Genomic DNA, 23,761 nt, shown 5'->3' with positions numbered 1-23,761 from the left:
GGGCTGCGGACCCGGCGCGCGATCGTCTACGCGTCGATTGCGACGCTTATCCTTCGGCGATCGCCGGCTCGGCGGGCGGCTCGACCGCGGCGCCGATATCCTCGCCCGAAGCGGCGGCCGCCGCCTGCGAACCCGCACCTGCTGCCGAAGCGACCGCTTCGCAGTAGAGCCGGATAGCGCGCGCGGCGTCGTCATTGGCCGGCACCGGAAAGGCGATGCCGTCCGGGCTGACGTTCGAATCCAGGATCGCGACGACCGGGATACCGAGCACATTGGCTTCCTTGATCGCCAGCTCTTCCTTGTTGGCGTCGATGACGAACATCACGTCCGGCAGGCCGCCCATGTCGCGGATGCCGCCGAGCGACAGCTCCAGCTTGTCGCGCTCGCGCGTCAGCTGCAGGACTTCCTTCTTGGTGAAGCCCGAAGCGTCGCCCGAAAGCTGTTCCTCGAGATTCTTGAAGCGCTTGATCGAGTTCGAAATCGTCTTCCAGTTGGTCAGCATGCCGCCGAGCCAGCGATGGTTGACGAAATGCTGGCCGCACGAGCGCGCCGCCTCGGCGATCGGCTGCTGCGCCTGGCGCTTGGTGCCGACGAACAGGATCTTGCCGCCCGAGGCGACCGACTGGCCGACGAAATCGAGCGCCCGCTGGAACAGCGGAACGGTCTGCGACAGATCGATGATATGAACCCCGTTGCGATCGCCGAAGATATACGGCTTCATCTTCGGGTTCCAGCGATGGGTCTGGTGGCCGAAATGCGCTCCGACCTCGAGCAATTGCTGCATGGTGACGGAAATGTCCGCCATAGTCTTTCTCCTTCCGGTTATACCTCTGGAAAGCAAGAATCAGAGCCACGGCTCCGACACCGGTATGTGCGCCTTCCATGTGGAATGGCGCGCAGATAGGCGGTGCGGGAAGAAAATGCAACCCCGCACTTGACGAGAACAATTCCGGAACATAGAAGCAGGAACACAAGGCGAACATTCCGGATCGGGAGTAATCGTCACGCCGAGCGGAAACGTGAAGATGGCGATGAACTATGCGTATTTGAGGAACTGGAAATGGTCGAAATTGCCGCCGCTGTGTTTTTCGTTTTCGCGCTGGTCGCCCCGCTGGCGGTCATCATCCTGACGCTCCAGCAGAACTGGACGGCGATTATCGGCGCGCTGCGCGGCACACCGGCGACATCGGATGTACGAGGCCTGCGCCCTGCCCGCCTCCGTCCGGTACGGACGGCTACGCTGCGTCCGGTGACGGTTCGTCCGGCCCGCGCTGCCGCCTGACCTTTGCATAGCTCGCGATGCTGAACGGAATGCTGATCAGATAGGCGACGGCCAGCGCCGAAAAGGCGATCCAGGGTATGGTGACGATCGCCGCGATCATGCCCGCTATGCCCGCCAGCGCACCGAACCGCATGCCCCGCTTCAGGCGGATCGAGGACCAGCTGAAGGTCGCGACGTTGGAGACCATCAGAAAGGCGATCAGCGCGGCCCAGGGCGCAACCACATAGAAATCGCGGAACAGCGGCTCGTGCGTCACCAGCCACAGGAAGATCGGGAACATCAGCAGTCCCGCAGCGGTCGGCGCCGGCACGCCGGTCAGGAATCCGGCCGATTTGTGCGGCTGCTCGTCCTCGTCGATGCTGGCGTTGAAACGCGCCAGCCGGAGCGCGCAGGCCGCCGCAAAGGCCAGGGCGAAGATCCAGCCATAGCGCGGCATGGTTTCGAGCGACCAGAGATAGACGACGAGGCTGGGCGCGACGCCGAAGGCGATGACGTCGGACAGCGAATCGAGTTCGGCGCCGAACCGCGTCTGTCCATTGAGCAGCCGCGCCACCCGCCCGTCGAACCCGTCCAGCACGCCGGCGATGACGATAAAGGTCAGCGCGGTTTCCCATTGGCCCGCCAGCGCGAAGCGCACGGCACTCAGCCCCATGCACAGCGCCAGCACGGTGATCGCGTTGGGGATGATCGCGCGCGCCGGAATGCCGCGCATCGGCCGTTTCAAGCGACCGCGCTTCATTGGGTCACGCCGAAGGCGCGCGCATCGTCGCCGATCTTCGCGATGATCGTCTCGCCGGCGACGGTTTTCTGGCCGAGTGCGACGCGCGGCGCGGTGCCCGCGGGCAGGTAGACGTCGACCCGGCTGCCGAAGCGGATCAGCCCGACCCGCTGGCCGGCCACGACCATGTCGCCGGGTTTCACGAACGGCACGATGCGGCGCGCGACAAGCCCGGCGATCTGGGTGAAGCCGACCCGCTGGCCGTCGCGGGTTTCGAGCAGGATATGCTGGCGCTCATTGTCCTCGCTCGCCTTGTCGAGATCGGCGTTCACGAACTTGCCCGAGATATAGACGACCTCCTTGATGGTGCCGCCCATCGGGGCGCGATTGATATGGACGTCGAACACGCTCATGAAGATCGATACGCGGCACATCAATTCGTCGCCCAGCGCGTCCGGCCCGGCCATTTCGGGCGGCGGCGGGACATCGCGGATCAGCGTGATCAGCCCGTCCGCCGGCGCGATGATCAGGCCCTCGTCCGTCGGCGTGACGCGTTCCGGATCGCGGAAGAAGGACGCGATCCAGATGGTGAGGCCGATGATCGGCCAGGCGATGATGTCCCAGCCCAACCACAGAAAAACGATGGCGGCCGCCGAGGAGATCGCCAGATACTTGTAGCCTTCGGGATGGATGGGCGGCCATTGCCAGCGCACGTTGCGATCGTCGCCGGGCGGCTTTTGAAGCTCTGTCATGCGCGCTTGATACAGTCGGCTATCCGGGGTGACAATCGCTGCATTTTCCCGCGTCCACCCGGTTGATTGCGCGGGCGTTGAGCCCTAGGGTCACGGCTTATGGATCACACAAACGCTGCGTGATCCCTAGGTCCAGCCCCTGAACCGACCCAAATTCTCGAAACTCCCCATCTGGAAAGCGACACTGCGCATGGCAACGAAGATCAAGGTGAAAAATCCCGTCATCGAAATCGATGGCGACGAGATGACCCGGATTATCTGGGAATGGATTCGGGAACGCCTGATCCTGCCCTATCTGGATGTCGACCTGCATTATTACGATCTTTCCATCCAGAAGCGCGATGAAACCGACGACCGGATCACGGTCGATGCCGCCAATGCGATCAAGGAACATGGCGTGGGCGTCAAATGCGCGACGATCACGCCGGACGAGGCGCGGGTCGAGGAATTCGATCTCAAGCGGATGTGGAAATCGCCCAATGGCACGATCCGCAACATATTGGGCGGCGTCGTTTTCCGCGAACCGATCGTGATCGAAAACGTCCCGCGGCTCGTGCCCGGATGGACCGATCCCATCGTGATCGGCCGCCATGCGTTCGGCGACCAATATCGCGCGACCGACATGCTGGTCCCCGGCCCGGGCAAGCTGCGCCTCGTGTTCGAGGGCGATGACGGGACGGTGATGGACGAGGAAGTGTTCAACTTCCCCTCCCCCGGCGTCGCCATGGCGATGTACAATCTCGACGACAGCATCCGCGATTTCGCGCGCGCCAGCATGAATTACGGCCTGCAACGCGCCTGGCCGGTCTATCTCTCGACCAAGAACACCATCATGAAGAAATATGATGGCCGCTTCAAAGACCTGTTCGAGGAGGTGTTCGAGGCCGAGTTCAAGGAGCAGTTCGACAAGGCGGGCATCGAATATGAGCACCGCCTGATCGACGACATGGTGGCCTCCGCGCTCAAATGGTCGGGCAAGTTCGTCTGGGCCTGCAAGAATTATGACGGCGACGTGCAGTCCGATACGGTCGCGCAGGGCTTCGGCTCGCTCGGCCTGATGACCTCGGTGCTGATGACGCCGGACGGCAAGACGGTCGAAGCCGAGGCGGCGCACGGCACGGTCACCCGCCACTATCGGATGCACGAGCAGGGCAAGGCGACTTCGACCAATCCGATCGCCTCGATCTTCGCCTGGACGCGCGGGCTCATCTACCGCGGCAAGTTCGACGAAACGCCGGACGTGACGCGCTTCGCCGAAACGCTCGAACGGGTGTGCGTCGAAACGGTCGAGAACGGGCAGATGACCAAGGATCTCGCGATCCTGATCGGTCCCGACCAGGCCTGGATGACCAGCGAGCAGTTTTTCGAGGCGATCCGGGTCAATCTCGAAGCCGCGATGGACGAGTGGTAGGATGAAGGCTCGCCGATAATCCGGTGACAAGTTGACGGCGGAGCGGCACTAAGCTTCGCATGATCCACGCAATCGAATCGGAAGCGTTCGGCAACGCGCTCGTCATTCTGGGCGCGGCGGGCATCGTCATCCCGCTGTTCGCGCGGTTCCGGATCACGCCGGTCATCGGTTTCATTCTGGTCGGGCTGCTCGTCGGGCCCTCGGGCCTTGGCTCGCTGACCGACCGCGCGCCCTGGCTCGTCCATGTCACGATATCCGACCGCGAGGCGATAGAACCCTTCGCCGAATTCGGCATCGTGTTGCTGCTGTTCTCGATCGGGCTCGAACTTTCCTTCAAACGCCTCTGGGCGATGCGCGGCATGGTGTTCGGGGTCGGGGCCGGCCAGTTGATCGCTTGCGGCCTGCTGATCGGCGGCGCGCTCGTCGCGCTGGGGCAGAGCCCAATCGGCGCGCTGGGGCTCGGGCTCGCGCTCGCACTCTCCTCGACCGCGCTCGTGCTCCCGATGTCGGGGACGAAAACGCCGGTTGGCAAGGCGGCGCTCGGTATCCTGCTGTTCCAGGATGTCGCGATCGTCCCGATCATTTTCTTCCTCGCGGCGATGGGGCCCATGGCGCAGGATGCCGGGCTGGCGGCGCTGGGCTGGACGCTGCTGCTGAGCGTCGCCACCGTTCTGGCAATGCTGGTCGGCGGGCGCCTGTTGCTCCCGCGGCTCTTCGCCCAGGCCGCGCGGACCAAGACGCCCGAAGTCTTCCTGGCCGCTTGTCTGCTCGTCGTCATCCTGGCGAGCCTCGCCACGACCGCGGTCGGGCTGTCGCCGATCGTCGGCGCGCTGGTTGCCGGTCTGGTTATCGCAGAGACCGAGTATCACCGCGAAGTCGAGGTGATCGTCGAACCCTTCAAGGGGCTGGCGCTCGGCGTTTTCCTCATCACGGTGGGAATGAGCGTCGATTTGCCCGTCGTTCTCGAAAACTGGTCGTCGCTGCTGCTGGCCGTAGTCGGCGTCGTGGTCGTCAAGACGGTAGTGATCGGACTGTTGCTCCGTTTTTCCGGTGCGCGCCGCGCCACCGCGGCCGAGGCCGGCCTGCTGATGGCATCGCCTTCGGAAACCACCCTGATCGTGCTCGCGGCCGCGCTGCAGGCTGCATTGATCCAGCCGTCGACCGCCGCTTTCTGGCAGACGGTAACGGCGATCGGTCTCACCATAACGCCGCTTTTGGCACGCGCGGGCCGGGTCGCGGCGCGGCGCGTCGAGCTGCGTGAAACCCCTGTCGACCTGTCCGGCGAGGCGGCCGAGGGCGAGGACCGCGCGATCATCGTCGGTTTCGGAAGGGTCGGCCGGCTCGTCGCCGAGATGATGCGCGAGCATGACCAGCCCTTCGTCGCCGTCGATTCGAACATCGATGCCGTGGCGCGGGGCCGCCGCGACGGCTTCCCGACGATCTTCGGCGATGTCGCCCGCCCGCAGCTGCTCGAAAATCTCGATCTCGAACGGGTCAGCGCTCTGATCCTGACAATGGACGATCCGGTGAGCCTCGTGCAGCTGACCAAGCGGGTCCGCGAGGCGCATCCCGACCTCACCATCGTCGCGCGGGCGCGCGATCCCGATCACGCCGCCGAACTGTACCGCGCGGGGGCCACCGACGCCGTCCCCGAAACGGTCGAATCCTCGTTGCAACTCTCCGAAGCGGTGCTCGTCGATATCGGCGTGGCGATGGGGCCGGTCATCGCCTCGGTCCATGAAAAGCGCGCGAAACTGAGGGAGGCGATCATGGAAATGGGCGAACTCGAAAGCCTGCCCGAACTGCCGCGCGAGAAACTGCGCAAGTCCTGAGACCCGGCTAGACTCCGGCGGCGATCGCCTCTCGGATCGCGGTCAGCGCCGCCTCGGCCTTGTCGCCATCGGGCCCGCCACCCTGTGCCATGTCGGGCCGCCCGCCGCCGCCCTCGCCGCCCAGCGCCTCGACAGCCGTCCGCACCAGCGCCACCGAATCCCTGTCGCCGGCCAGATCGTCGGTCATGCCCACCGCCACGCTCGCCCGGCCGTCATTGACGGCGACGATCGCGGCGATGCCCGAGCCGAGACTCGCCTTGGCCTCGTCGATCAGCCCGCGCAGCGATTTGGGATCGAGCCCCTCGACGATCTGGCCGAGAAACCGCGTGTCCGCGATCGTCTCCGCCTTCGGACCGCTCGCATTGCCGCCGCCCATCGCCAGCGTCTTCTTGGCGTCGGCAAGTTCCTTTTCGAGCCGCTTGCGCTCGTCGACCAGCGCGGCGACGCGGCCCGGCAGTTCGTCGGCGCTGGTTTTCAGAGCGTCCGCCGCGCTCGCCAGCTTGGCCTCGCGGTCGCGATACCAGAGCCGCGCGGCCTCGCCGGTCAACGCCTCGATCCGGCGGACACCGGCCGATACCGCGCTTTCGGAGACGATGACGAACAGCCCGATATCGCCGAGCGCCGACACATGGGTGCCGCCGCACAGTTCGACCGAATAGTCGGCCGGGCCGTTGCGGCCCATCGACAGCACGCGGACCTCGTCGCCATATTTCTCGCCGAACAGCGCGAGCGCGCCGGCTTCGACAGCTTCGTCGGGCGTCATCAGCCGGGTGACGACATCGGCATTGTCGCGGATCTGCGCGTTCACATCGGCCTCGATCGTGGCGACCTCCTCGGCCGTCACCGCCTTGGGATGCGAGAAATCGAAGCGCAGCCGGTCTTCCGCGACGAGGCTGCCCTTCTGCGTCACATGCTCGCCGAGCCGGTTGCGCAGCGCCGCATGCATGAGATGGGTCGCACTGTGATTGGCGCGGAGACGCGCGCGGCGTTCGGCGTCGATGGCGAGCGTGACGACCTGTCCGACGGCGATCTCGCCCATATCGATCGTCACGTGATGCGCGTGGAGACGTCCGAGCGGTTTCGAGGTGTCGCCAACCGTGGCGGAAAGCCCGCTTTCGTCGCTCACCGTGCCCGTATCGCCCATCTGGCCGCCGCTTTCGGCATAGAAGGGCGTCTGGTTGGTCAACACGATCACGCTGTCGCCCGTGGCTGCCTGCTCGACGGTTTCGCCGTCCCTCACGATGGCGACGACCTGCCCTTCGCCTTCATCGGTCGTGTAGCCGATGAATTCCGTTCCGCCATGCTCCTCGGCAAGATCGAACCACAGCGTATCCGACGCCGCCTCCCCAGACCCTTTCCAGGCGGCGCGCGCGGCGGCTTTCTGTTCGGCCATCGCTTCGTCGAAGCCCGCCCGGTCGATGCCGAGACCCCGGCTGCGCAGCGCATCCTCGGTCAGGTCATAGGGAAAGCCGTAGGTGTCATAAAGCTTGAACGCGGTCTCGCCGGCCAGGACGTCGCCCTCGTTCATGTCCGTCACGGCCTCGTCGAGCAGCTTGAGGCCGTTGGCGAGCGTCCGGCGAAAGCGGATTTCCTCATGGTTGAGCGTTTCCTCGACCAGGGGCTGCGCGCGGACGAGTTCGGGAAAGGCGCCGCCCATCTCGGCGACGAGCCCCGGCACGAGCCGGTGCATCAACGGTTCCTTGGCGCCGAGAATGTGCGCATGACGCATCGCGCGGCGCATGATCCGGCGGAGCACATAGCCGCGGCCCTCATTGGCCGGTAGCACGCCGTCGGCGATCAGGAAGCTCGCGCTGCGCAGATGATCGGCGATCACCCGGTGCGAGGCGGCGGTATCGCCCTCCGGCGACGTCCCGGTGAGCTCCGCGCTTTCGGCGATCAGCGCCTTGAACAGGTCGATCTCGTAATTGTCGTGCGTGCCCTGCAGCACAGCGGCGATCCGCTCGAGCCCCATGCCCGTGTCGATCGAAGGGCTCGGCAGGTCGATCCGCCCCTCCTCGCGCTGGTCATACTGCATGAAGACGAGGTTCCAGATCTCGACGAACCGGTCGCCGTCCTCGTCGGGCGAGCCCGGCGGGCCGCCCGGAATATGATCGCCATGATCGTAGAAGATCTCGCTGCACGGGCCGCACGGACCGGTATCGCCCATCGACCAGAAATTGTCGGCGGTCGCGATCCGGACGATCCGGCTTTCGGGCAGCCCCGAAATCCTGCGCCACAGGTCGAACGCCTGATCGTCGTCATGATAGACGGTCGCGGTCAGCCGCTCGGGATCGAGACCCCATTCCCTCGTGAGCAGGTTCCAGGCGAGCTCGATCGCGCGCTCCTTGAAATAATCGCCGAACGAGAAATTGCCGAGCATCTCGAAAAAGGTGTGGTGGCGCGCGGTATAGCCGACATTGTCGAGATCGTTGTGCTTGCCGCCGGCGCGGACGCATTTCTGCGAGCTGGTTGCGGTCGAATAGTCGCGCGTCTCGAGCCCGGTGAAGACATTCTTGAACGGCACCATGCCGGCATTGACGAACATCAGCGTCGGATCGTTGTGCGGGACGAGCGGCGCCGAGGGCACCTGGGCATGGCCTTCATCCGCGAAAAATTCGAGGAAGGAGCGGCGGATGTCGTTGGTCGATGTCATGCGCGGCATGTAGGCAAGCCGGGCGGCCCGGGCAAGCGGGCTTTGCGCCGATCCCGGCCCGGGTCTCAGGCGTTAGGCATAGGCATAATCGCCGCCACGCGCGAGGGCGCGCTGATAGGCGGGGCGGGCATGGATCGTCTCGAGCCAGGCGAGCAGGTTCGGATAGCGGTCGTCGAGCCCGGCCCGGTCGCGCGCGGCTTCGAGCGGAAAGCTCATCATGATATCGGCCGCGGTAAAGCTGTCGCCGGCGAACCAGGGGCGTTGGAAAAGCTCGTCGTTGAGCCAGCGCAAATGGTCTGCGAACATCGCGAGCAGCGGTTTGCGCGCGGGCCGGCCGAGCAGCCCGAGCCGGTTGACGACGAGGATCGAGAGCAAGGGCGGCATCAGCGATCCTTCCGCATAATGGAGGAACTGGCGGTATCGCAGGCTCTCCTCGACATGCGCCGGTGCGCCCAGGGCTCCACCCGCCTTGGCGACCAGATATTCGACGATCGCGCCGGTTTCGATGAGGGTGCGGTCGTCGACCGTTATGACCGGCGATTTACCGAGCGGATGGACCTGTTTGAGTTCCGGCGGCGCGAGCATGGTCTTCGGATCGCGGTCATAGCGTTTGACCTCATAATCGAGCTCCAGCTCCTCGAGCAGCCACAGGATGCGCTGGGAGCGCGAATTTTCGAGATGATGGACGAGCACGGTCATCGGGCGATTTCCCCTGTTCAATCGCGGCGGGCATTTTCGCTAGGCAATTGCGGCCGGAAAAGCAAAAGGCCCGTCGGGGGGGAGGACGAGCCTTTCGCCGTATCGAACGAAAGCGAGTGGCCTATTCGTCCGACGCTTCCTCGTTTCCGGGCCCGGCCATCATTTCCTCGGCCACTTCCTCTTCCTTGCCGCGGATCGCATTTTCGATCTTCGCGCAGATTTCGGGATTTTCGAGGAGGAAGGCCTTGGAGTTCTCGCGCCCCTGGCCGATCCGGGTCGAATCATAGGAGAACCAGGAGCCCGATTTCTCGACGATCCCGGCCTTGACGCCGAGATCGAGTATCTCGCCCATCTTCGAGATACCCTGGCCGTACATGATGTCGAACTCGACCTGCTTGAACGGCGGGGCGACCTTGTTCTTGACGACCTTCACGCGGGTCGCGTTGCCGACGATCTCGTCGCGATCCTTGATCTGGCCGATCCGGCGGATGTCGAGCCGCACGCTCGCGTAGAATTTGAGGGCGTTGCCGCCCGATGTGGTCTCGGGGCTGCCATACATGACGCCGATCTTCATCCGGATCTGGTTGATGAAGATGACCATGCATTTCGAGCGGTTGATCGAACCGGTCAGCTTTCTGAGCGCCTGGCTCATCAGCCGGGCCTGCAGGCCGACATGGCTGTCGCCCATCTCGCCCTCGATTTCCGCACGCGGGACCAGCGCCGCCACCGAATCGATGACGAGAATATCGACCGCATTGGAGCGGACCAGCGTATCGGCGATCTCGAGCGCCTGTTCGCCGGTATCGGGCTGGGAGATGATCAGTTCGTCGATATCGACGCCGAGCTTCTTCGCATAGGCCGGATCGAGCGCGTGTTCGGCATCGATAAAGGCCGCCGTGCCGCCGGTCTTCTGCGCTTCGGCGATGGTGTGCAGCGCGAGCGTCGTCTTGCCCGAGCTTTCGGGCCCGTAAATCTCGACGATCCGGCCGCGCGGCAGGCCGCCGATGCCGAGCGCGATATCGAGCCCGAGCGATCCGGTGGAAACGGCATCGATTTCGATCGCTTCGCGCGATCCGAGTTTCATCGCCGATCCCTTGCCAAAGGCCCGGTCAATCTGCGCGAGTGCGGCGTCGAGCGCCTTCTGCCTGTCCATATCGTCCTTTTTTCCGTTGGAATCGATCACTTTGAGATGGGCTGCCATTGCCTGTTTCCCTCCTAGAAGCTCCGCGCCGCTCGTTCAACGCTGGCTTCTTTGTATACGCTTTGTTCCGGAAGAACAAGAGGGGAACAATTATTCCGTTTGCAGGCCCGTCTCCAATGCGGCGCGCACACCCTCCAGCGTGAATGGTTTGGCGAGAAACGGCCGGCTGCGGTGCCGTTCGGGCGGTTTTTCGAGATCGCCGCCGCTTGTGAACAGAAAGGGTTTGCCGGCCTCGTCGAGCGCATCGGCGATCGGCCAGCTCGCCTTGCGTTCGCGCAGATTGACGTCGAGCATCGCGAGATCGAAATCGATGTCCGCGACCGCCGCCAGCCCGGCCTCCAGCGAGTCGACGATTCCCGCCACCTCATGTCCGAGCGTTTCGACGAAATCCTCGAGCATCATGGCGATCAACGCCTCGTCCTCGACGATCAGAATACGTGCCTTTGTCATGTCGAGCCCGATTATCCCCGTTTTTCCAATCGATAAAGGGCCGCGCCCTCCCCGCCTGTCAGCAAGTCTATTGCGCGATATCCTTCATGATGTCCCGCACGGCCTCGGCCAGTTGCTGGACGGAGAAGGGTTTGGGCAGGAAATGGACCTGCTCGATATCGATCGACTTGCGCAACTGTTCCTCGGCATAGCCGGACATGAACAGGATCGGCACGTCGGGCATGGTCTCGCGCAACTCGGTGGCCATCGTCGGCCCGTCCATGCCGGGCATTACGACATCCGAGAGGATCAGGTCGAAATCCTGGCGCTCGGCGATGATGCGCAGGGCATCCTCGCCATCCTCGGCGGTCACCACGCTATAGCCCTGCCGCGTCAGGGCGCGTTCGGCGACCGCGCGGACCATGTCCTCGTCCTCGACGACGAGGACGGTGCCGCTGCCCCATGCTTCGGTGGCGGGAGCGGGAGTCGGCGGCGGCGGTTCGTCGGCCGGCGATTCCGTCGGCGTCTCCGCCGCGCCTGCGGACGGTTGGGCTCCGACTGCCGCATCGCCGCGATGGGCGGGCAGGTAGATGGTGAAGGCGGTTCCCGTGCCGACCTCGGAATCGGCGAAGATATAGCCGCCCGATTGCTTGACGATGCCGTATACGGTCGAGAGGCCGAGGCCGGTCCCCCTCCCCACTTCCTTGGTCGTGTAGAAAGGCTCGAATATCTTGCCCAGCGCCTCGGGCGCGATGCCGATTCCGGTGTCGGTCAGCCGGAACGCGGTATAGTCGGCCGCGGGCATGACGTCATGGCTCATCGCCTCGACCTCCGGCGCCGAAACCGCAAAGGTTTCGAGCGTCAGCGTGCCGCGCCCGTCGCCATCCTCGCGCGACTGGATCGCGTCGCGCGCATTGACCGCGAGATTGACGATCACCTGTTCGAGCTGGCCGGGATCCGCGCGGACGGGACCGAGATTGCGGCCGTGATGGATGTCGAGCGACACCGTTTCGCCGAGCAGCCGCTTGAGCAGGTTCGAGACTTCGGAGACGACATCGGGCAGCTGGAGAATTTGCGGCCGCAACGTCTGCTGCCGCGAGAAGGCGAGCAGCTGGCGCGTCAGGCCGGCGGCGCGGTTTGAATTGGATTTGATCTGCTGGATATCGTCATAATCGCTGTCGCCGGGCGTATGCCGCAACAGCATGAGGTCGCAATGGCCGATGATCGCGGTCAGGATATTGTTGAAATCATGCGCGACGCCGCCGGCGAGCTGGCCGACCGCCTGCATCTTGGTGGCCTGGGCGACCTGCCGCTTCAGCTTCTCGTCCTCGCTATTGTCCTTGAGGCTGAGCAGCACCGCCGCCTCGCCGAGACCGGGCGCGCCGGCGACGGTCATCGCGACGGTTTCGTCGGGCTGGTGCCGGAGGCGCAGGGCGATATCGGCGGAGATCGAGGCGCTGTTGGCGAAGCGCCGGACCGCATTGGCGACCGCGGTCTTGTCCTCGTCCACGACCAGGTCGCCCGGATAGACGGGCTGGGCGTCGTCGGCGAGGCCGGCCGCGCGGCGGAACGCAGCATTGATATAAAGGAATCGGCCGTCGCGCTCGGCCAGTGCCAGGCCCAGCGGCAACATGCCGAGCAGCGCATGGATGTCGGCGCTGTCGGTCGCCCGGCCCGGCCCGGGGATTTCGTCGAGCAGGAAGAAGAGCAGCGGATCGGCCTCGTCCGACGCGGTCGGGATCGGCACCTGGACGAGACGGAGCGGCGGCCCGTCCTCGCCTTCCCGCGCCATCCGCAGCAACCGGTCCTCGCCGGTTTCGAGACAGTCGGTGAAATCCCGGCCGCGCAGCCGTTCCTGCGAAGATCCGAGCGCGCGTTTCCGGAAGACCTGGTTCGCGGCGATCATCCGCCCGCCGCTGTCGACGAGAACGGCCATCACGCCGGCAATGCCGAGCGCATTGCCCGCCGCGCTTTCCAGCAGCCGCCGCGCCTCGCCGACCATGTCGGTCCCGGCCGCGGGCATGAAACGCCAGATGAGGAAATCGTCCTGCTCGCCGCCGCGTTCGACGACCGCGTCATAGATTCCCTGCGGCGTCCTAAGCGCCGGAGCGGTACCCCGGCCGTCGCGCCAGGCCGTTCGCCCGGCATTCGTCAACCGGTCGACGCCTTCCTCCCCGAACGGGAGCGCCGGCGGCGTCGGTGCGCCGCGAAAATCCCTTTCGAAAAGACTGTTCGCGACGACGAGCAGCCCCTGCCGGTCGGTCACCGCGACCGGCGCGCCGCCGCCTTCGATCGCCGTGCGGATCAGCGCCCGGTCGGGCCCGCGCGCCACCGCGGCGTCCGCCGGCCGGCGCCGGGCCGCGATGAGCGCGACGCCCAGCGCCGTGACGAACAGAGCGCCGAAACCCGCCGCGAATACCGGGCTTTCGAGCAGAAACATGAGCAGGACCGAAGACCCGATCCCGGCCAGCGCCACGATCGCGAGGAGCGTGCGGTCGATCAGCCGATATGCCGTCGGATGCCGGTCCCGGCTGTCGGGTGCGAGGCTCGCCATCAGGGCTTTCCTCCGTCTTCGCCGCCCGCATGGCGCCGTTTCCAGCGGCGCGCGACGCGATAGCGCCAGAACCAGTCGGCGAGCAGATAGGCGATAACGGCCGAGATCACCGCGATGACCAACAACCCGCCGAGCATGGCCGGCGCGGCGTCGGTCGCGAACCAGGCGAACCATTCCGAAACGCCCGCCTGCCGCTCCACCAGTGTCTGGAAATGGGCGGGATCGGCTTCGAGGCCGAAGACCTCGTTGCCGACGAAAATCGCGCCGATGATGATAAACGGCGTGGTGATCGGGTTGCTCGTAAAGGTGACGGCGGCGGCGACCGGGATATTGGCGCGAAAGGGCAAGGCCAGAAGCGCCGAGGCGATCATCTGGATGCCCGGCACCATAACGAGAATGCCGACCACCATGCCGAGCGCCGCGCCGCGCGGTACCGAACGCCGGTTGAACCGCCACAGATAGCTGTGCATCACCCGCGAGGCGAACGGGCGGATGAGCCGGTTGCGCGCGAGCTCCTCGCGGCTCGGAGAATGCCGCCGCACCCAGCGGACGAAAGGACCGCTCTCGCGGTTTGTTTTAGCCACGTTCGCGTAGCAGGCGGCCCTGTTCCCTCTTCCAGTCGCGCGCCTTTTCGGTGGCCCGCTTGTCATGCTGTTTCTTGCCCTTGGCCAGCGCCAGTTCGACCTTCGCCTTGCCCTTCGAGTTGAAATAGATGGACAGCGGCACGAGCGTCATGCCCTTGCGTTCCACCGCCCCGCGTATCTTGTTGATCTCGTGGGCGTTGAGCAGCAATTTGCGCGGCCGCTTGGCCTCATGATTGAACCGGTTGCCATGGCTGAATTCCGGGATGTTGGCGTTGATCAGCCAGACCTCGCCATCCTCGATATCGGCATAGCTTTCGGCGATCGCCCCCTCGCCGAACCGCAGCGACTTCACCTCGGTGCCGGTCAGTGCGATCCCCGCCTCGAATTTGTCCTCGAGCGCATAATCATAGCGCGCGCGCCGGTTCTCGGCGACGGTCTTGACCTTGTCGAACGTTGCGGGTTGCGGGCGCGCCATGGTTCAGTCCTCTAGCAGGCCAGCATGACCAAGCGCTGAATCGACCAGGACTTGCGCTTCCTCCGAGGGCCAGGTCATCGGCAGCCGCAATTCGCCCGGAAAGCCGGGCCGCACTTTCGTCAGTGCATATTTCGCCGGTCCCGGCGAGGCGTCCGCGAACATCGCGCCGTGCAGCGGATAGAGCCGGTCGTTGAGCGCCAGCGCCTCGTCCGTATCGCCGCGCGCCCAGGCCGCCTGGAATTCGGCGCACAGTCGCGGCGCGACGTTCGCGGTTACCGAGATGCAGCCCGCGCCGCCCATCGCGAGATAGCCTAGCGTCAGATAGTCATTGCCCGAAAGCTGGCAGAAATCGGCGCCGCAGGCCGCGCGCTGGGCGCTGATCCGGTCCATGTCCGCGGTCGCGTCCTTGACCCCGATAACCGACGGGAACTTCCGCAACCGCTGCATGGTTTCGACCGCGATGTCCGATGCCGTGCGCCCCGGCACGTTGTAGAGCACGATCGGCAAGTCGCAGGCGGCGATGATCGCCTCGAAATGGCGGTAGATGCCTTCCTGGCTCGGCTTGTTGTAATAGGGCGGGACCACGAGGCCGGCCGTGGCCCCGAGTTCCTTCGCCTTGTTCAGGTTCTTGATCGCCGATTGGGTGTCGTTCGACCCGCAGCCTGCGATCACCGGCACCCGGCCGCCCGCCTGATCGACGCAGACGCGCACGACCTCGAAATGTTCTTCGAAGCTCTGGGTTGCCGCTTCGCCCGTCGTTCCGCACGGAACGAGACCACTGCTCCCCTCCTCGATTTGCCAGTCGATGAAGCTCCGATAGGCCGCCTCGTCAAACGATCCGTCGCGAAAGGGTGTCACCAGAGCCGGAATCGACCCGCTGAACATAAATTTCTCCTTCACCTCCACATGTTTGCGCGGCATATCACCGGCAAATCAGTGGGGTTCCATTCATCGCCAGATAAGGATTGTGCGCGCACTATGTCCAGCATGTTGAAAAAGACCTTTGCGCTCATGGTGATGGGCGCCGCCGCTCTTGCCGGATCGAGCATCGCTTCGGCCCAATCCCTGACGTCGGACCAGCGCGCCTGGTATGCGAGCCGGCTCGGCGTTTCGGGCGCCGGTTCGGTGGGCGCCGTGCCGCGCGCCCATCCGCTCGGCGAGGCCATCCTGCGGTGGAACCGGTTGCAGCAGAGCGACTCCCTGCCCTTCAACGATTATGCGAGTTTTCTCGTGTCGCATCCCGGTTGGCCCGGCGAGGCACGGATGCGGCGTATTGCCGAGAACCAGATTCCCGCGACCGGCATCTCGCCGCGCTCGCTGGCGGCATTCTTCGAACGGTTCGAGCCGCTCACCGCATCGGGCGCATTGCGCTACGCCGAAGCCCTGGCGGCATTGGGCCGCGATGACGAAGCGGCGCGTTTCGCGCGCGAGGCCTGGCGGCTGGGTTCGTTCGACCGGGATTCCGCTTCGTCCGACGAAGCCGTGATCCTTTCGCGTTTCGCCGGTGCGCTGTCGCCGGCCGACCATGATGCGCGGTTCGATTTCCTGCTCTGGCAGGACGATGTATCGGCCGCCGCCCGCACCTTGTCGCTGACGTCGAGCGCCCGCCGGGATGCGCATTCCGCCCGCTTGCGGCTGGCGACGGGCGCCGGTGCCGAGGCGGGCGGCGCGGCCATGGGCGATCCGGGCTATGTCGCCGAACGCGCGATGTGGCTGCGCAACAACGGCCGGTCGCTCGAGGCCCGCAACCTGCTCGCCAACCGGCCGGCGCTCCAGTATCGCCCGATCGATGCCGAAGAATGGTTCGAGGTGCTGCTGCTCAATGCGCGCGCGGCGGCGAACGACCGGCAATGGTCCCGCGCCTTCGCGATCGCCAGCAAGGTCGACGATGCGTTCGAGCCGGGCACCGATGTCAGCGGCGAGGATCTCGGTGTCCGCGACGATTATACGAGCCTGACCTGGCTCGCCGGAACGACGGCGCTCTGGCACCAGAACCGGCCGGCGGAGGCGATCGGCATGTTCGAACGCTATGGCCGCGCCGCGCGGACGCCGCAGACCCGCTCCAAGGGTTTCTACTGGGCCGGACGGGCGGCCGAGGCCGCCGGACGCCGGGACGAGGCGAACGGCTTCTACGAGGAAGCCGCCGTCTATTACGATTATTTCTACGGCCAGCTCGCCACCGAACGGCTGAGCCGCGAATTGCGGGTGCCGCAGGCAACGCGGCAGGACTATGCGGCGCTCGCCGCTAACAGCCGCTTTGCCGAAAGCGAGCTGGTCCGCGCGATCCGGATGCTCGGCGAACTCGGCGCCTGGAATACGCAGAGCCGTTTCCTGCGAGAGCTTACGGCCCAGATAGAAACCGAGGACGATCACCATTTCGCCGCGCAGCTCGCCAGCCAGATCGGCCGCCAGGATCTGGCCGTGATGACCCATCGCAGCGCCCGCGTGAACGGGTTCGATGCGACGGTCTATGGTTATCCGATCGTTCCGATGCCGCGCGGCGCCGAACGCTTCTTCACCCCGGTCCATGCGATCGCGCGGCAGGAAAGCCAGTTCGACCCGCGCGCCGTGAGCCATGCAGGTGCCCGCGGGCTCATGCAGTTCATGCCCGGAACTGCGCGCGAAGTGTCGCGCTGGATCGGGCGCGGCTACAGCCGCTCGGCGCTCACCAACGATCCGCAATATTCGATCCTGCTCGGCCGCGCCTATTACGAGAGTCTGCTCGAGCGCTGGCGCAACCATGTGCTGGCGGCGGCGAGCTACAATGCGGGGCCGGGCAACGCCAATCGCTGGATCCGCGCCAATGGCGATCCGCGCACGCCGAGCGTCGATATCGTGCGCTGGATCGAGGAAATCCCGATTTTCGAAACGAAGAATTACGTCCAGCGCGTGCTCGAAAACGCCGTGATGTACGATCTTCTCCATCCCGACCGCGCCTTCATGCCGCGCTCGAACATGCCGCTGTCGCGCTATCTCGGAAAATCCACGCCGGGGTAATGGCAACCCGCGTCAACTACATCACGCCCGAAGGTTTCGCCGCGCTGAAGTCCGAATATGAGCGGCTGTTCGGCAAGGAACGCCCGGAACTGGTCGAGGTGATCAGCTGGGCCGCGGGCAATGGCGACCGCAGCGAGAATGGCGATTATATCTATGGCCGCAAGAAGCTGCGCGAGATCGACCGGCGGCTCAGTTTCCTGTCGCGCCGCATGAAGGCGGCGCAGATCGTCGACCCGGCCGAGCAGCCCGACAAGAGCCGTATCTATTTCGGTGCGACAGTCACGCTGGTCGACGAAGAAGACGAAGAACGCGTTGTCACCCTGGTCGGCGAGGACGAGGCGGATGCATCGGCAGGCCGGATCAGCTGGGTCTCGCCATTGGCCAATGCGCTGAAACGCGCAGCCGTCGGCGACAGCCGGACGGTCAGGCTGCCGGCCGGGCCCAAGGATTACGAAATCCTCGCCATCCGTTACCCGGAGCCGGAAGTTAGGGCTTAAAAGGCGATCCGTCCGTAGCGATTGCGGGTGTGGACGAGCGCGGTGCGGATTTCGGCATCGGTCAGGCGATAGTCCCGATCGGTATCGGCCCAGCGGCGAAAGAAGATATTCGCGCTGTCCGCGTCGCCGCTGCTGATTTCGCCGCGCTGGCCGACCGGATAGTGATCGGCCACGAATTGCTGGCCCTCGCGCGTTTCCGACAGCCAGGGATCGAGCTTCTGCGCGCCGCGTCCGCGGAATCCGTTATCGTACCGCTCGGCATAGCGATGGCTGCCGCGATAGCCGTTGCCGCTCCGGTAATCGCGCGCGTAATAGCCATGATCGGCGGAGGCCGACCGATATCCGCGATCGTAATAGCCGTCATGGGTGCAGCCCGTAACGAGCAGGGCCGCCGCGATCGGTACCGCAATTGTCTGAAATGCCCGGACCATCCTGTGTCTCCCGTTTGGAGGAATATCGCACAGGGCGGCCGGCAACCGCAAATAGGGTAAATTCAGTCTTCGGGCTCTGTCCCCAAATGGGACGCCGCCAGATCGACGATTTTCTGGTGCGGCTCCGGCGGATCCATCGAGACATTCTCCGCGAGCCGATCGGCGACATGGGTCAGCGCCGCGATCCGCGCCGCCTTCTTGTCGTTGCCGTCGATCGCGGCCCAGGGCGCCCAGCGCGTGTCGGTCCGCGCGAACATGTCCTGGATCGCCTCGAGATAGTCCTTGCGCTTGGCCCGGTTGCGGAAATCGTCCTCGGTCAGCTTCCAGCGTTTCCAGGGATTGTCGAGCCGCTTGCGGAACCGCTCGTCCTGTTCTTCCTGGGTAACGTGCATGAATAGCTTGATGATCGGTGTGCCGCTCTCCTTCTGTTGCGCCTCGAACTCGTTGATCTCGTCATAGCCGCGCCGCCATTCCGACTCAGAGCAATAGCCCTCGACGCGTTCGACCAGTACGCGGCCGTACCAGGTCCGGTCGAATATGTTGATTTCCCGGTCGCCGGGCAGCTTGTTCCAGAAGCGCCAGAGAAAATGGCGGGCCTTGGCCTCGGCCGTCGGCGCGCCGATCGGCCAGACTTCGAAGAAACGCGGGTCCCAGCGGCCGGTCAGGCGGCGGATCGCCCCGCCCTTCCCCGATGCGTCCCAGCCTTCGATCGCGATCACCGCGCGTCTGTCATTGGCGATATAGGCGGCCTGTATCTGGCCGAGCCGTTCCTGCAGCGCGACCAGCGTTTCGTCATAATCGCCGTCGAATTCGGCGCCGGTTTCATAGTCCGCAAGATTGATCGCCATGGAGTCTCCCAGATTTTCGCCCTGTGGCCGTTTCGGAGCAAAACTTTACACAATGTTATGATATGGGCGAAGTGTTAACGATTTCGTAGGCGATGCGGACCGGGTCCTGCATCGGCATGAAATGGGTCAGCTCGGGCAGATAGACCTCGCAGGCATCGGCGAACCGCTCGACCAGTCCCGGCCATGTCGGCGACCGGGTGAAATCGAGCGTACCGTCCCGCGTACCGGGCGGCGCGCGCAATATGGTGACCGGCACCGCCACCTTATCGACCATGGGATAGGGGTCGATGCACAGCGATCCGGCATAGACCGACGCTTCGAGGAGCGGCGGGCAGGCCAGCTCGAATCCGTCGCCATCGGGCCGGCGCAACAGGCCATGGCGGCAATAATCCATTAAGACATCGGGCTGCCAGATCGCATAGGATGGATGCTCCCTGAGCCGCTCGAACATCTGCTCCGGCGAATCCCAGACCGCGCGCCGCCGCGACACCGGATTGGCCGACGGATCGACGTCTTCGAGCTTCGGCGCATTCTTATAGAGCGCGGGCTCCATGATCACCGGATCGATCAGGACGAGCCGCGTGAAACGATCGCCCATCCGCGCCGCCATCTGGACGAGGCAGTGTCCGCCCATCGAATGGCCGGCGCCGATCACATTCCGCAGCTCCAGCCCCTCGACCAGCGCCATCAGCGGCTCGGCTGTGCGAGTCCAGTCGGCCAGCGTATCCGGCTTGGCGCTCCGCCCGTGGCCGAGATGGTCGACGGCGATGACCCGGTATCCGGCGGGAAGCGCCGCGACGACCTTGTCCCAGCAGCGGGCATGGAAGCCGGTCGCGTGCAGCAGCAGGATGACCGGGTCCGCCGGGTCGCCCCATTCGAAATAGCGGAGCCGGGGATCGCCCTCGCCGAAATATCTCTCCGCCGGTTCGCTCATCCCTCTTTCGGCGGCTCGACGACGCGCAGGTTCAGTTCGCGCAGCTGCTTCAGGCTGACATCGCTCGGCGCGCTCATCATCAGGTCTTCGGCCTTCTGGTTCATAGGGAACAGCACGACCTCGCGAATATTGGGTTCGCCGGCGAGCAGCATGACGATGCGGTCGATGCCCGGCGCGGACCCGCCATGGGGCGGCGCGCCGAACTTGAACGCGTTGATCATGCCCGAGAAATTCTCGTCGACATCGGCTTGGCTGTAGCCGGCGATTTCGAACGCCTTGTACATGATGTCCGGCCGGTGGTTCCGGATCGCGCCCGAACTGAGCTCCACGCCGTTGCAGACGATGTCGTACTGCCAGGCGAGGATTTCGAGCGGGTCCTTGGTTTCCAGCGCTTCCATCTCGCCCTGCGGCATCGAGAAGGGATTGTGGCTGAAATCGATCTTTTTCAGCTCCTCGTCATATTCGTACATCGGAAAATCGACGATCCAGCAGAATTTGAAGACAGTCTCGTCGATCAGCCCGAGCTCCTCGCCGAGCCGGGTGCGGGCCCCGCCGGCCAGGCGGACCGCTTCGGCTTCCTTGCCGGCTGCGAAGAACACGCTGTCCTCTTCGCCAAGTCCCAGTTCTTCGAGCAGCTTCGCCGTTTTCTCTTCGCCGTGGTTCTTCGCGATCGGGCCCGACGGCGCGCCGTCCTTGCGGTTGATATAGCCAAGGCCGGCAAAGCCCTCGCCGCGCGCCCATTCGTTCATGCTGTCGAACCAGCGGCGGCCGCGATCGCCGGTCTTGGGCGCCGGGATCGCGCGGACGACCCCGCCCGAACCGACGATATTGGCGAACAGGCCGAAATCGGAGCCTTCGAAATGGGTCGAGACATCGGTGATTTCGAGCGGGTTTCTGAGGTCCGGCTTGTCCGAGCCATATTTGAGCATGGCTTCGGCAAAGGGGATGCGGACGAAATCGGGATCGACGGTCCGCCCCTTCCCGTCCCAGTCGGCGAATTCCTCGAACACGCCGCGCAGGACCGGCTCGATCGCCTGGAACACGTCTTCCTGGGTCACGAAGCTCATCTCGAAATCGAGCTGGTAGAATTCGCCCGGGCTGCGGTCGGCGCGGGCGTCCTCGTCCCGGAAGCAGGGCGCGATCTGGAAATAGCGGTCAAAACCGGCGACCATGATCAGCTGCTTGAACATCTGGGGTGCCTGGGGCAGCGCATAGAATTTGCCCGGATGCACCCGGCTCGGCACCAGATAGTCGCGCGCGCCCTCCGGCGAGGAGGCGGTCAGGATCGGCGTCTGGAACTCGGTGAAATTCTGCTCGATCATCCGCTTGCGGATCGAAGAAATCACATCGGAGCGGAGCAGGATATTCTTGTGCATGCTCTCGCGGCGCAGATCGAGATAGCGGTATGTGAGCCGGATATCTTCCGGATAATCGGCCTCGCCGGCCACTGGCATCGGCAGTTCCTCGGCCGCCGACTGCACGTCCACGGCCTGGGCGCGGACCTCGATTTCGCCGGTGTCGAGCTTCGGGTTGATGAGATCGGCCGAGCGGGCGACCACCTTCCCCGTAACCGTGATGACCGATTCCGAACGCAGGCTCTCGAGCGTGGCGAAGGCGGGGCCGTCGACCTCGGTCACGATCTGCGTGATGCCGAAATTGTCGCGCAGATCGACGAACACCAGATCGCCGTGATCGCGCTTGCGATGGACCCAGCCGGACAGGCGGACCTCTTCGCCCACATTGTGGCTGCGAAGCTCGGAACAGTTGTGAGTGCGATAGGCGTGCATGGTCATTTCGGTTCAATCGATCGAGAGGTTGGAAAGAAAGGGGCTCCCTTAGTTGGTCGAAAGCCGTTCGTCACCTTCTAGATCGGATTTGGCCAGATCGGATTTATCAGGCGAAACACCCTCCCGCTGTTCACATTGTTGTTGGCAGTTCGCATTGCCGATAGCGCGGCAGCTTCTATAGACGGGCTTCATGCGTATCCATCCGCTGATCGACGACAGCGATTCCCTCTCAGACCTGTGCGCGCGCCTGGCGAAGTCGGACTTTGTCGCTGTCGACACCGAGTTCATGCGCGAGAGCACCTATTGGCCCGACCTGTGCCTGATCCAGATCGGCGATCACGAAGAGGCCGCCGCTATCGATCCCAAGGCAAACGGTATCGATCTGACGCCGCTGCTCGACCTGCTGGTCGACAATGAGGATGTGCTGAAGGTTTTCCACGCCGGCGGCCAGGATGTCGAGATTGTCTACAATCTGACCGGCAAGACGCCGCACCCGATCTTCGACACGCAGATTGCGGCGATGGCGCTCGGTCTCGGCGAGCAGATCGGCTATTCGAACCTTGTCGACGCGCTGCTCGGCCAGAGCCTCGACAAGGGCGCGCGCTTTACCGACTGGGCCCGTCGCCCGCTCGACAAGCGTCAGCTCGATTATGCGATCGGCGATGTGACCCATCTCGCAGAACTGTTTCCGAGAATGCTGGACCGGCTGCGCGAAACCGGGCGCGGCGCCTGGATCAATGCCGAGATGGAGCGGCTTGCCGATCCCGCAAACTACGCCAATGTGCCCGAGGAGAGCTGGAAACGCGTGCGCATCCAGAGCCGCAAGGCCGATGTGCTGGGGCGGTTGAAGGCGATCGCCGCCTGGCGCGAGCGGGAGGCGCAGGACAAGAATTTGCCGCGCGGCCGACTGCTGCGCGACGAGACCCTGGCCGATATCGCGTCCCATCCGCCGAAAAACCAGAAGGCGCTCGCCAAGATCAGGGGCCTGCCGTCAAGCTGGGGCGGCAACGATATCGGCGCCCGACTGATGCAGGTCGTCAATCATGCCGAACCGTTGCCCGAGAGCGAACTGCCCACCCGCAAGAGCCGGAAGCCGGGCCTGGGCAAGGAGGGCGCGCTGGTTGCCGATCTGCTCAAGCTGCTCCTCAAGATCCGTTCGCGCGAGATCGGCGTCGCGTCGCGCCTGATCGCGAAGGCGGACGATCTCGAGCAACTGGCCGCGGGCGAGCGCGATGAATTGGGTTTGCTCGCCGGATGGCGCTACGAGGAGTTTGGCCGCGACGCGCTCAACCTGGTCGAGGGCCGCGTTGCATTTGCCGTGCGCGACGGGAAGTTGAAGGTGACGCATGCGGAGGATGAGGGTGAGGGTTAGACTTGGAATTGCTTCGGCGGCGGCGTTCGTGACGCTCGGTGCCTGCGCGACGACAGCCGACGATCGGCCGGTCGACGAACTGCCGATGGTGGGCGGCGGGCCTTGCGACGCCGATGCGGCGCAGCAACTGGTCGGCGAGCCGGTGAGCCAGGAACTGGCGGTCACCGCGATGCGGCTTTCCGGTGCCCGGGAGCTGCGCTGGATACCGCCCAACAGCGCGGTAACCATGGATTACCGGCCGGCCCGGCTCAATATCGAATATGACGAAGGATCGACCGTCACGGCCATCAACTGCGGCTGATCTT

22 protein-coding genes are annotated in these 23,761 nt (G+C 64.8%); 7 read left to right on the top strand and 15 right to left on the bottom strand.

Translation table 11 applies throughout. The features are described 5' to 3' along the window. Window positions 1-46: 46 nt before the first annotated feature. Complete coding sequence (gene rpsB / locus HFP57_RS03285; RefSeq protein WP_176868462.1) at window positions 47-805, bottom strand: 30S ribosomal protein S2; 759 nt, start codon at window positions 803-805, stop codon at window positions 47-49. A gap of 255 nt (window positions 806-1,060) precedes the next feature. On the opposite strand from rpsB, the gene HFP57_RS03280 reads away from it, so the two are divergent. Next, on the top strand, window positions 1,061-1,282 hold the full coding sequence (locus HFP57_RS03280) for a hypothetical protein (RefSeq protein ID WP_176868461.1): 222 nt from the start codon (window positions 1,061-1,063) through the stop codon (window positions 1,280-1,282). On the opposite strand, the gene pssA is transcribed toward HFP57_RS03280, so the two are convergent. Further along, window positions 1,236-2,021: a CDP-diacylglycerol--serine O-phosphatidyltransferase gene (gene pssA / locus HFP57_RS03275; RefSeq protein ID WP_176868460.1), complete on the bottom strand. Its 786-nt coding sequence runs from the start codon at window positions 2,019-2,021 to the stop codon at window positions 1,236-1,238. The genes HFP57_RS03280 and pssA overlap by 47 nt on opposite strands. Further along, window positions 2,018-2,752, bottom strand: a complete 735-nt coding sequence (locus HFP57_RS03270) for a phosphatidylserine decarboxylase (RefSeq protein WP_176868459.1) — start codon at window positions 2,750-2,752, stop codon at window positions 2,018-2,020. The genes pssA and HFP57_RS03270 overlap by 4 nt, the downstream gene beginning before the upstream one ends. 190 nt (window positions 2,753-2,942) lie before the next feature. Here HFP57_RS03270 and HFP57_RS03265 point away from each other — a divergent pair, with 190 nt between their 5' ends. Together HFP57_RS03265 and HFP57_RS03260 are read left to right on the top strand one after the other, a co-directional pair. Continuing rightward, window positions 2,943-4,163, top strand: a complete 1,221-nt coding sequence (locus HFP57_RS03265) for an NADP-dependent isocitrate dehydrogenase (RefSeq protein WP_176868458.1) — start codon at window positions 2,943-2,945, stop codon at window positions 4,161-4,163. 59 nt (window positions 4,164-4,222) lie between these two features. Next, window positions 4,223-5,995, top strand: coding sequence for a cation:proton antiporter domain-containing protein (locus HFP57_RS03260; RefSeq protein ID WP_176868457.1), 1,773 nt, complete (start codon window positions 4,223-4,225; stop codon window positions 5,993-5,995). Window positions 5,996-6,002: 7 nt separating this feature from the next. On the opposite strand, the gene alaS is transcribed toward HFP57_RS03260, so the two are convergent. From alaS to dapA, 8 genes are all read right to left on the bottom strand, one after another. Further along, window positions 6,003-8,648, bottom strand: a complete 2,646-nt coding sequence (gene alaS, locus HFP57_RS03255) for an alanine--tRNA ligase (protein ID WP_176871122.1) — start codon at window positions 8,646-8,648, stop codon at window positions 6,003-6,005. A gap of 72 nt (window positions 8,649-8,720) precedes the next feature. Continuing rightward, the gene (locus HFP57_RS03250) at window positions 8,721-9,347 is read right to left on the bottom strand and encodes a glutathione S-transferase family protein (protein ID WP_176868456.1); all 627 of its coding nucleotides are present in this window, start codon (window positions 9,345-9,347) and stop codon (window positions 8,721-8,723) included. Between the two features lie 121 nt (window positions 9,348-9,468). Further along, complete coding sequence (gene recA / locus HFP57_RS03245) at window positions 9,469-10,548, bottom strand: recombinase RecA (protein WP_176868455.1); 1,080 nt, start codon at window positions 10,546-10,548, stop codon at window positions 9,469-9,471. Between the two features lie 90 nt (window positions 10,549-10,638). After that, window positions 10,639-10,998, bottom strand: a complete 360-nt coding sequence (locus HFP57_RS03240) for a response regulator (protein ID WP_176868454.1) — start codon at window positions 10,996-10,998, stop codon at window positions 10,639-10,641. Window positions 10,999-11,065: 67 nt separating this feature from the next. Continuing rightward, window positions 11,066-13,531: a response regulator gene (locus HFP57_RS03235; RefSeq protein WP_176868453.1), complete on the bottom strand. Its 2,466-nt coding sequence runs from the start codon at window positions 13,529-13,531 to the stop codon at window positions 11,066-11,068. Further along, window positions 13,531-14,115 carry a DUF2062 domain-containing protein gene (locus HFP57_RS03230; protein WP_246263308.1) on the bottom strand — a complete coding sequence of 195 codons (585 nt, stop codon included), beginning with the start codon at window positions 14,113-14,115 and terminating at the stop codon, window positions 13,531-13,533. Before HFP57_RS03230 ends, HFP57_RS03235 begins: the two co-directional genes overlap by 1 nt. After that, a complete protein-coding gene (gene smpB, locus HFP57_RS03225; RefSeq protein WP_176868451.1) occupies window positions 14,108-14,590 on the bottom strand; it encodes an SsrA-binding protein SmpB in 483 nt (160 codons plus the stop codon). Before smpB ends, HFP57_RS03230 begins: the two co-directional genes overlap by 8 nt. Window positions 14,591-14,593: 3 nt before the next feature. Then, entirely contained in the window at window positions 14,594-15,475 is an 882-nt protein-coding gene (dapA, locus tag HFP57_RS03220) for a 4-hydroxy-tetrahydrodipicolinate synthase (RefSeq protein ID WP_176868450.1), read from the bottom strand. A 93-nt stretch (window positions 15,476-15,568) separates the two neighbouring features. Here dapA and HFP57_RS03215 point away from each other — a divergent pair, with 93 nt between their 5' ends. Then, complete coding sequence (locus tag HFP57_RS03215) at window positions 15,569-17,587, top strand: lytic transglycosylase domain-containing protein (protein ID WP_176868449.1); 2,019 nt, start codon at window positions 15,569-15,571, stop codon at window positions 17,585-17,587. Beyond that, window positions 17,587-18,084, top strand: coding sequence for a transcription elongation factor GreB (gene greB / locus HFP57_RS03210; protein ID WP_176868448.1), 498 nt, complete (start codon window positions 17,587-17,589; stop codon window positions 18,082-18,084). Before HFP57_RS03215 ends, greB begins: the two co-directional genes overlap by 1 nt. Here the strand turns inward: greB and HFP57_RS03205 are convergent. From HFP57_RS03205 to aspS, 4 genes are all read right to left on the bottom strand, one after another. After that, complete coding sequence (locus HFP57_RS03205; RefSeq protein ID WP_176868447.1) at window positions 18,081-18,515, bottom strand: hypothetical protein; 435 nt, start codon at window positions 18,513-18,515, stop codon at window positions 18,081-18,083. The two genes, greB and HFP57_RS03205, sit on opposite strands and share 4 nt — an antisense overlap. Window positions 18,516-18,577: 62 nt before the next feature. Beyond that, window positions 18,578-19,363 carry a polyphosphate kinase 2 family protein gene (locus HFP57_RS03200; protein ID WP_176868446.1) on the bottom strand — a complete coding sequence of 262 codons (786 nt, stop codon included), beginning with the start codon at window positions 19,361-19,363 and terminating at the stop codon, window positions 18,578-18,580. Window positions 19,364-19,418: 55 nt separating this feature from the next. Continuing rightward, window positions 19,419-20,297, bottom strand: a complete 879-nt coding sequence (locus HFP57_RS03195; RefSeq protein ID WP_176868445.1) for an alpha/beta fold hydrolase — start codon at window positions 20,295-20,297, stop codon at window positions 19,419-19,421. Next, complete coding sequence (gene aspS, locus HFP57_RS03190; RefSeq protein ID WP_176871121.1) at window positions 20,294-22,084, bottom strand: aspartate--tRNA ligase; 1,791 nt, start codon at window positions 22,082-22,084, stop codon at window positions 20,294-20,296. The genes HFP57_RS03195 and aspS overlap by 4 nt, the downstream gene beginning before the upstream one ends. 190 nt (window positions 22,085-22,274) lie before the next feature. On the opposite strand from aspS, the gene rnd reads away from it, so the two are divergent. Both rnd and HFP57_RS03180 read left to right on the top strand, forming a co-directional pair. Then, entirely contained in the window at window positions 22,275-23,456 is a 1,182-nt protein-coding gene (gene rnd / locus HFP57_RS03185; RefSeq protein WP_176868444.1) for a ribonuclease D, read from the top strand. Further along, window positions 23,446-23,757 carry an I78 family peptidase inhibitor gene (locus HFP57_RS03180; protein WP_176868443.1) on the top strand — a complete coding sequence of 104 codons (312 nt, stop codon included), beginning with the start codon at window positions 23,446-23,448 and terminating at the stop codon, window positions 23,755-23,757. Before rnd ends, HFP57_RS03180 begins: the two co-directional genes overlap by 11 nt. Window positions 23,758-23,761 lie beyond the last annotated feature (4 nt).

The sequence above is a fragment of the Parasphingopyxis algicola genome (genome assembly GCF_013378075.1).
In the GTDB taxonomy this organism is placed as follows: Bacteria; Pseudomonadota; Alphaproteobacteria; order Sphingomonadales; family Sphingomonadaceae; genus Parasphingopyxis; species Parasphingopyxis algicola.
The sequence above is the reverse complement of the archived record's forward strand: the minus strand, read 5'-3'. Positions and strand labels throughout refer to the sequence as shown.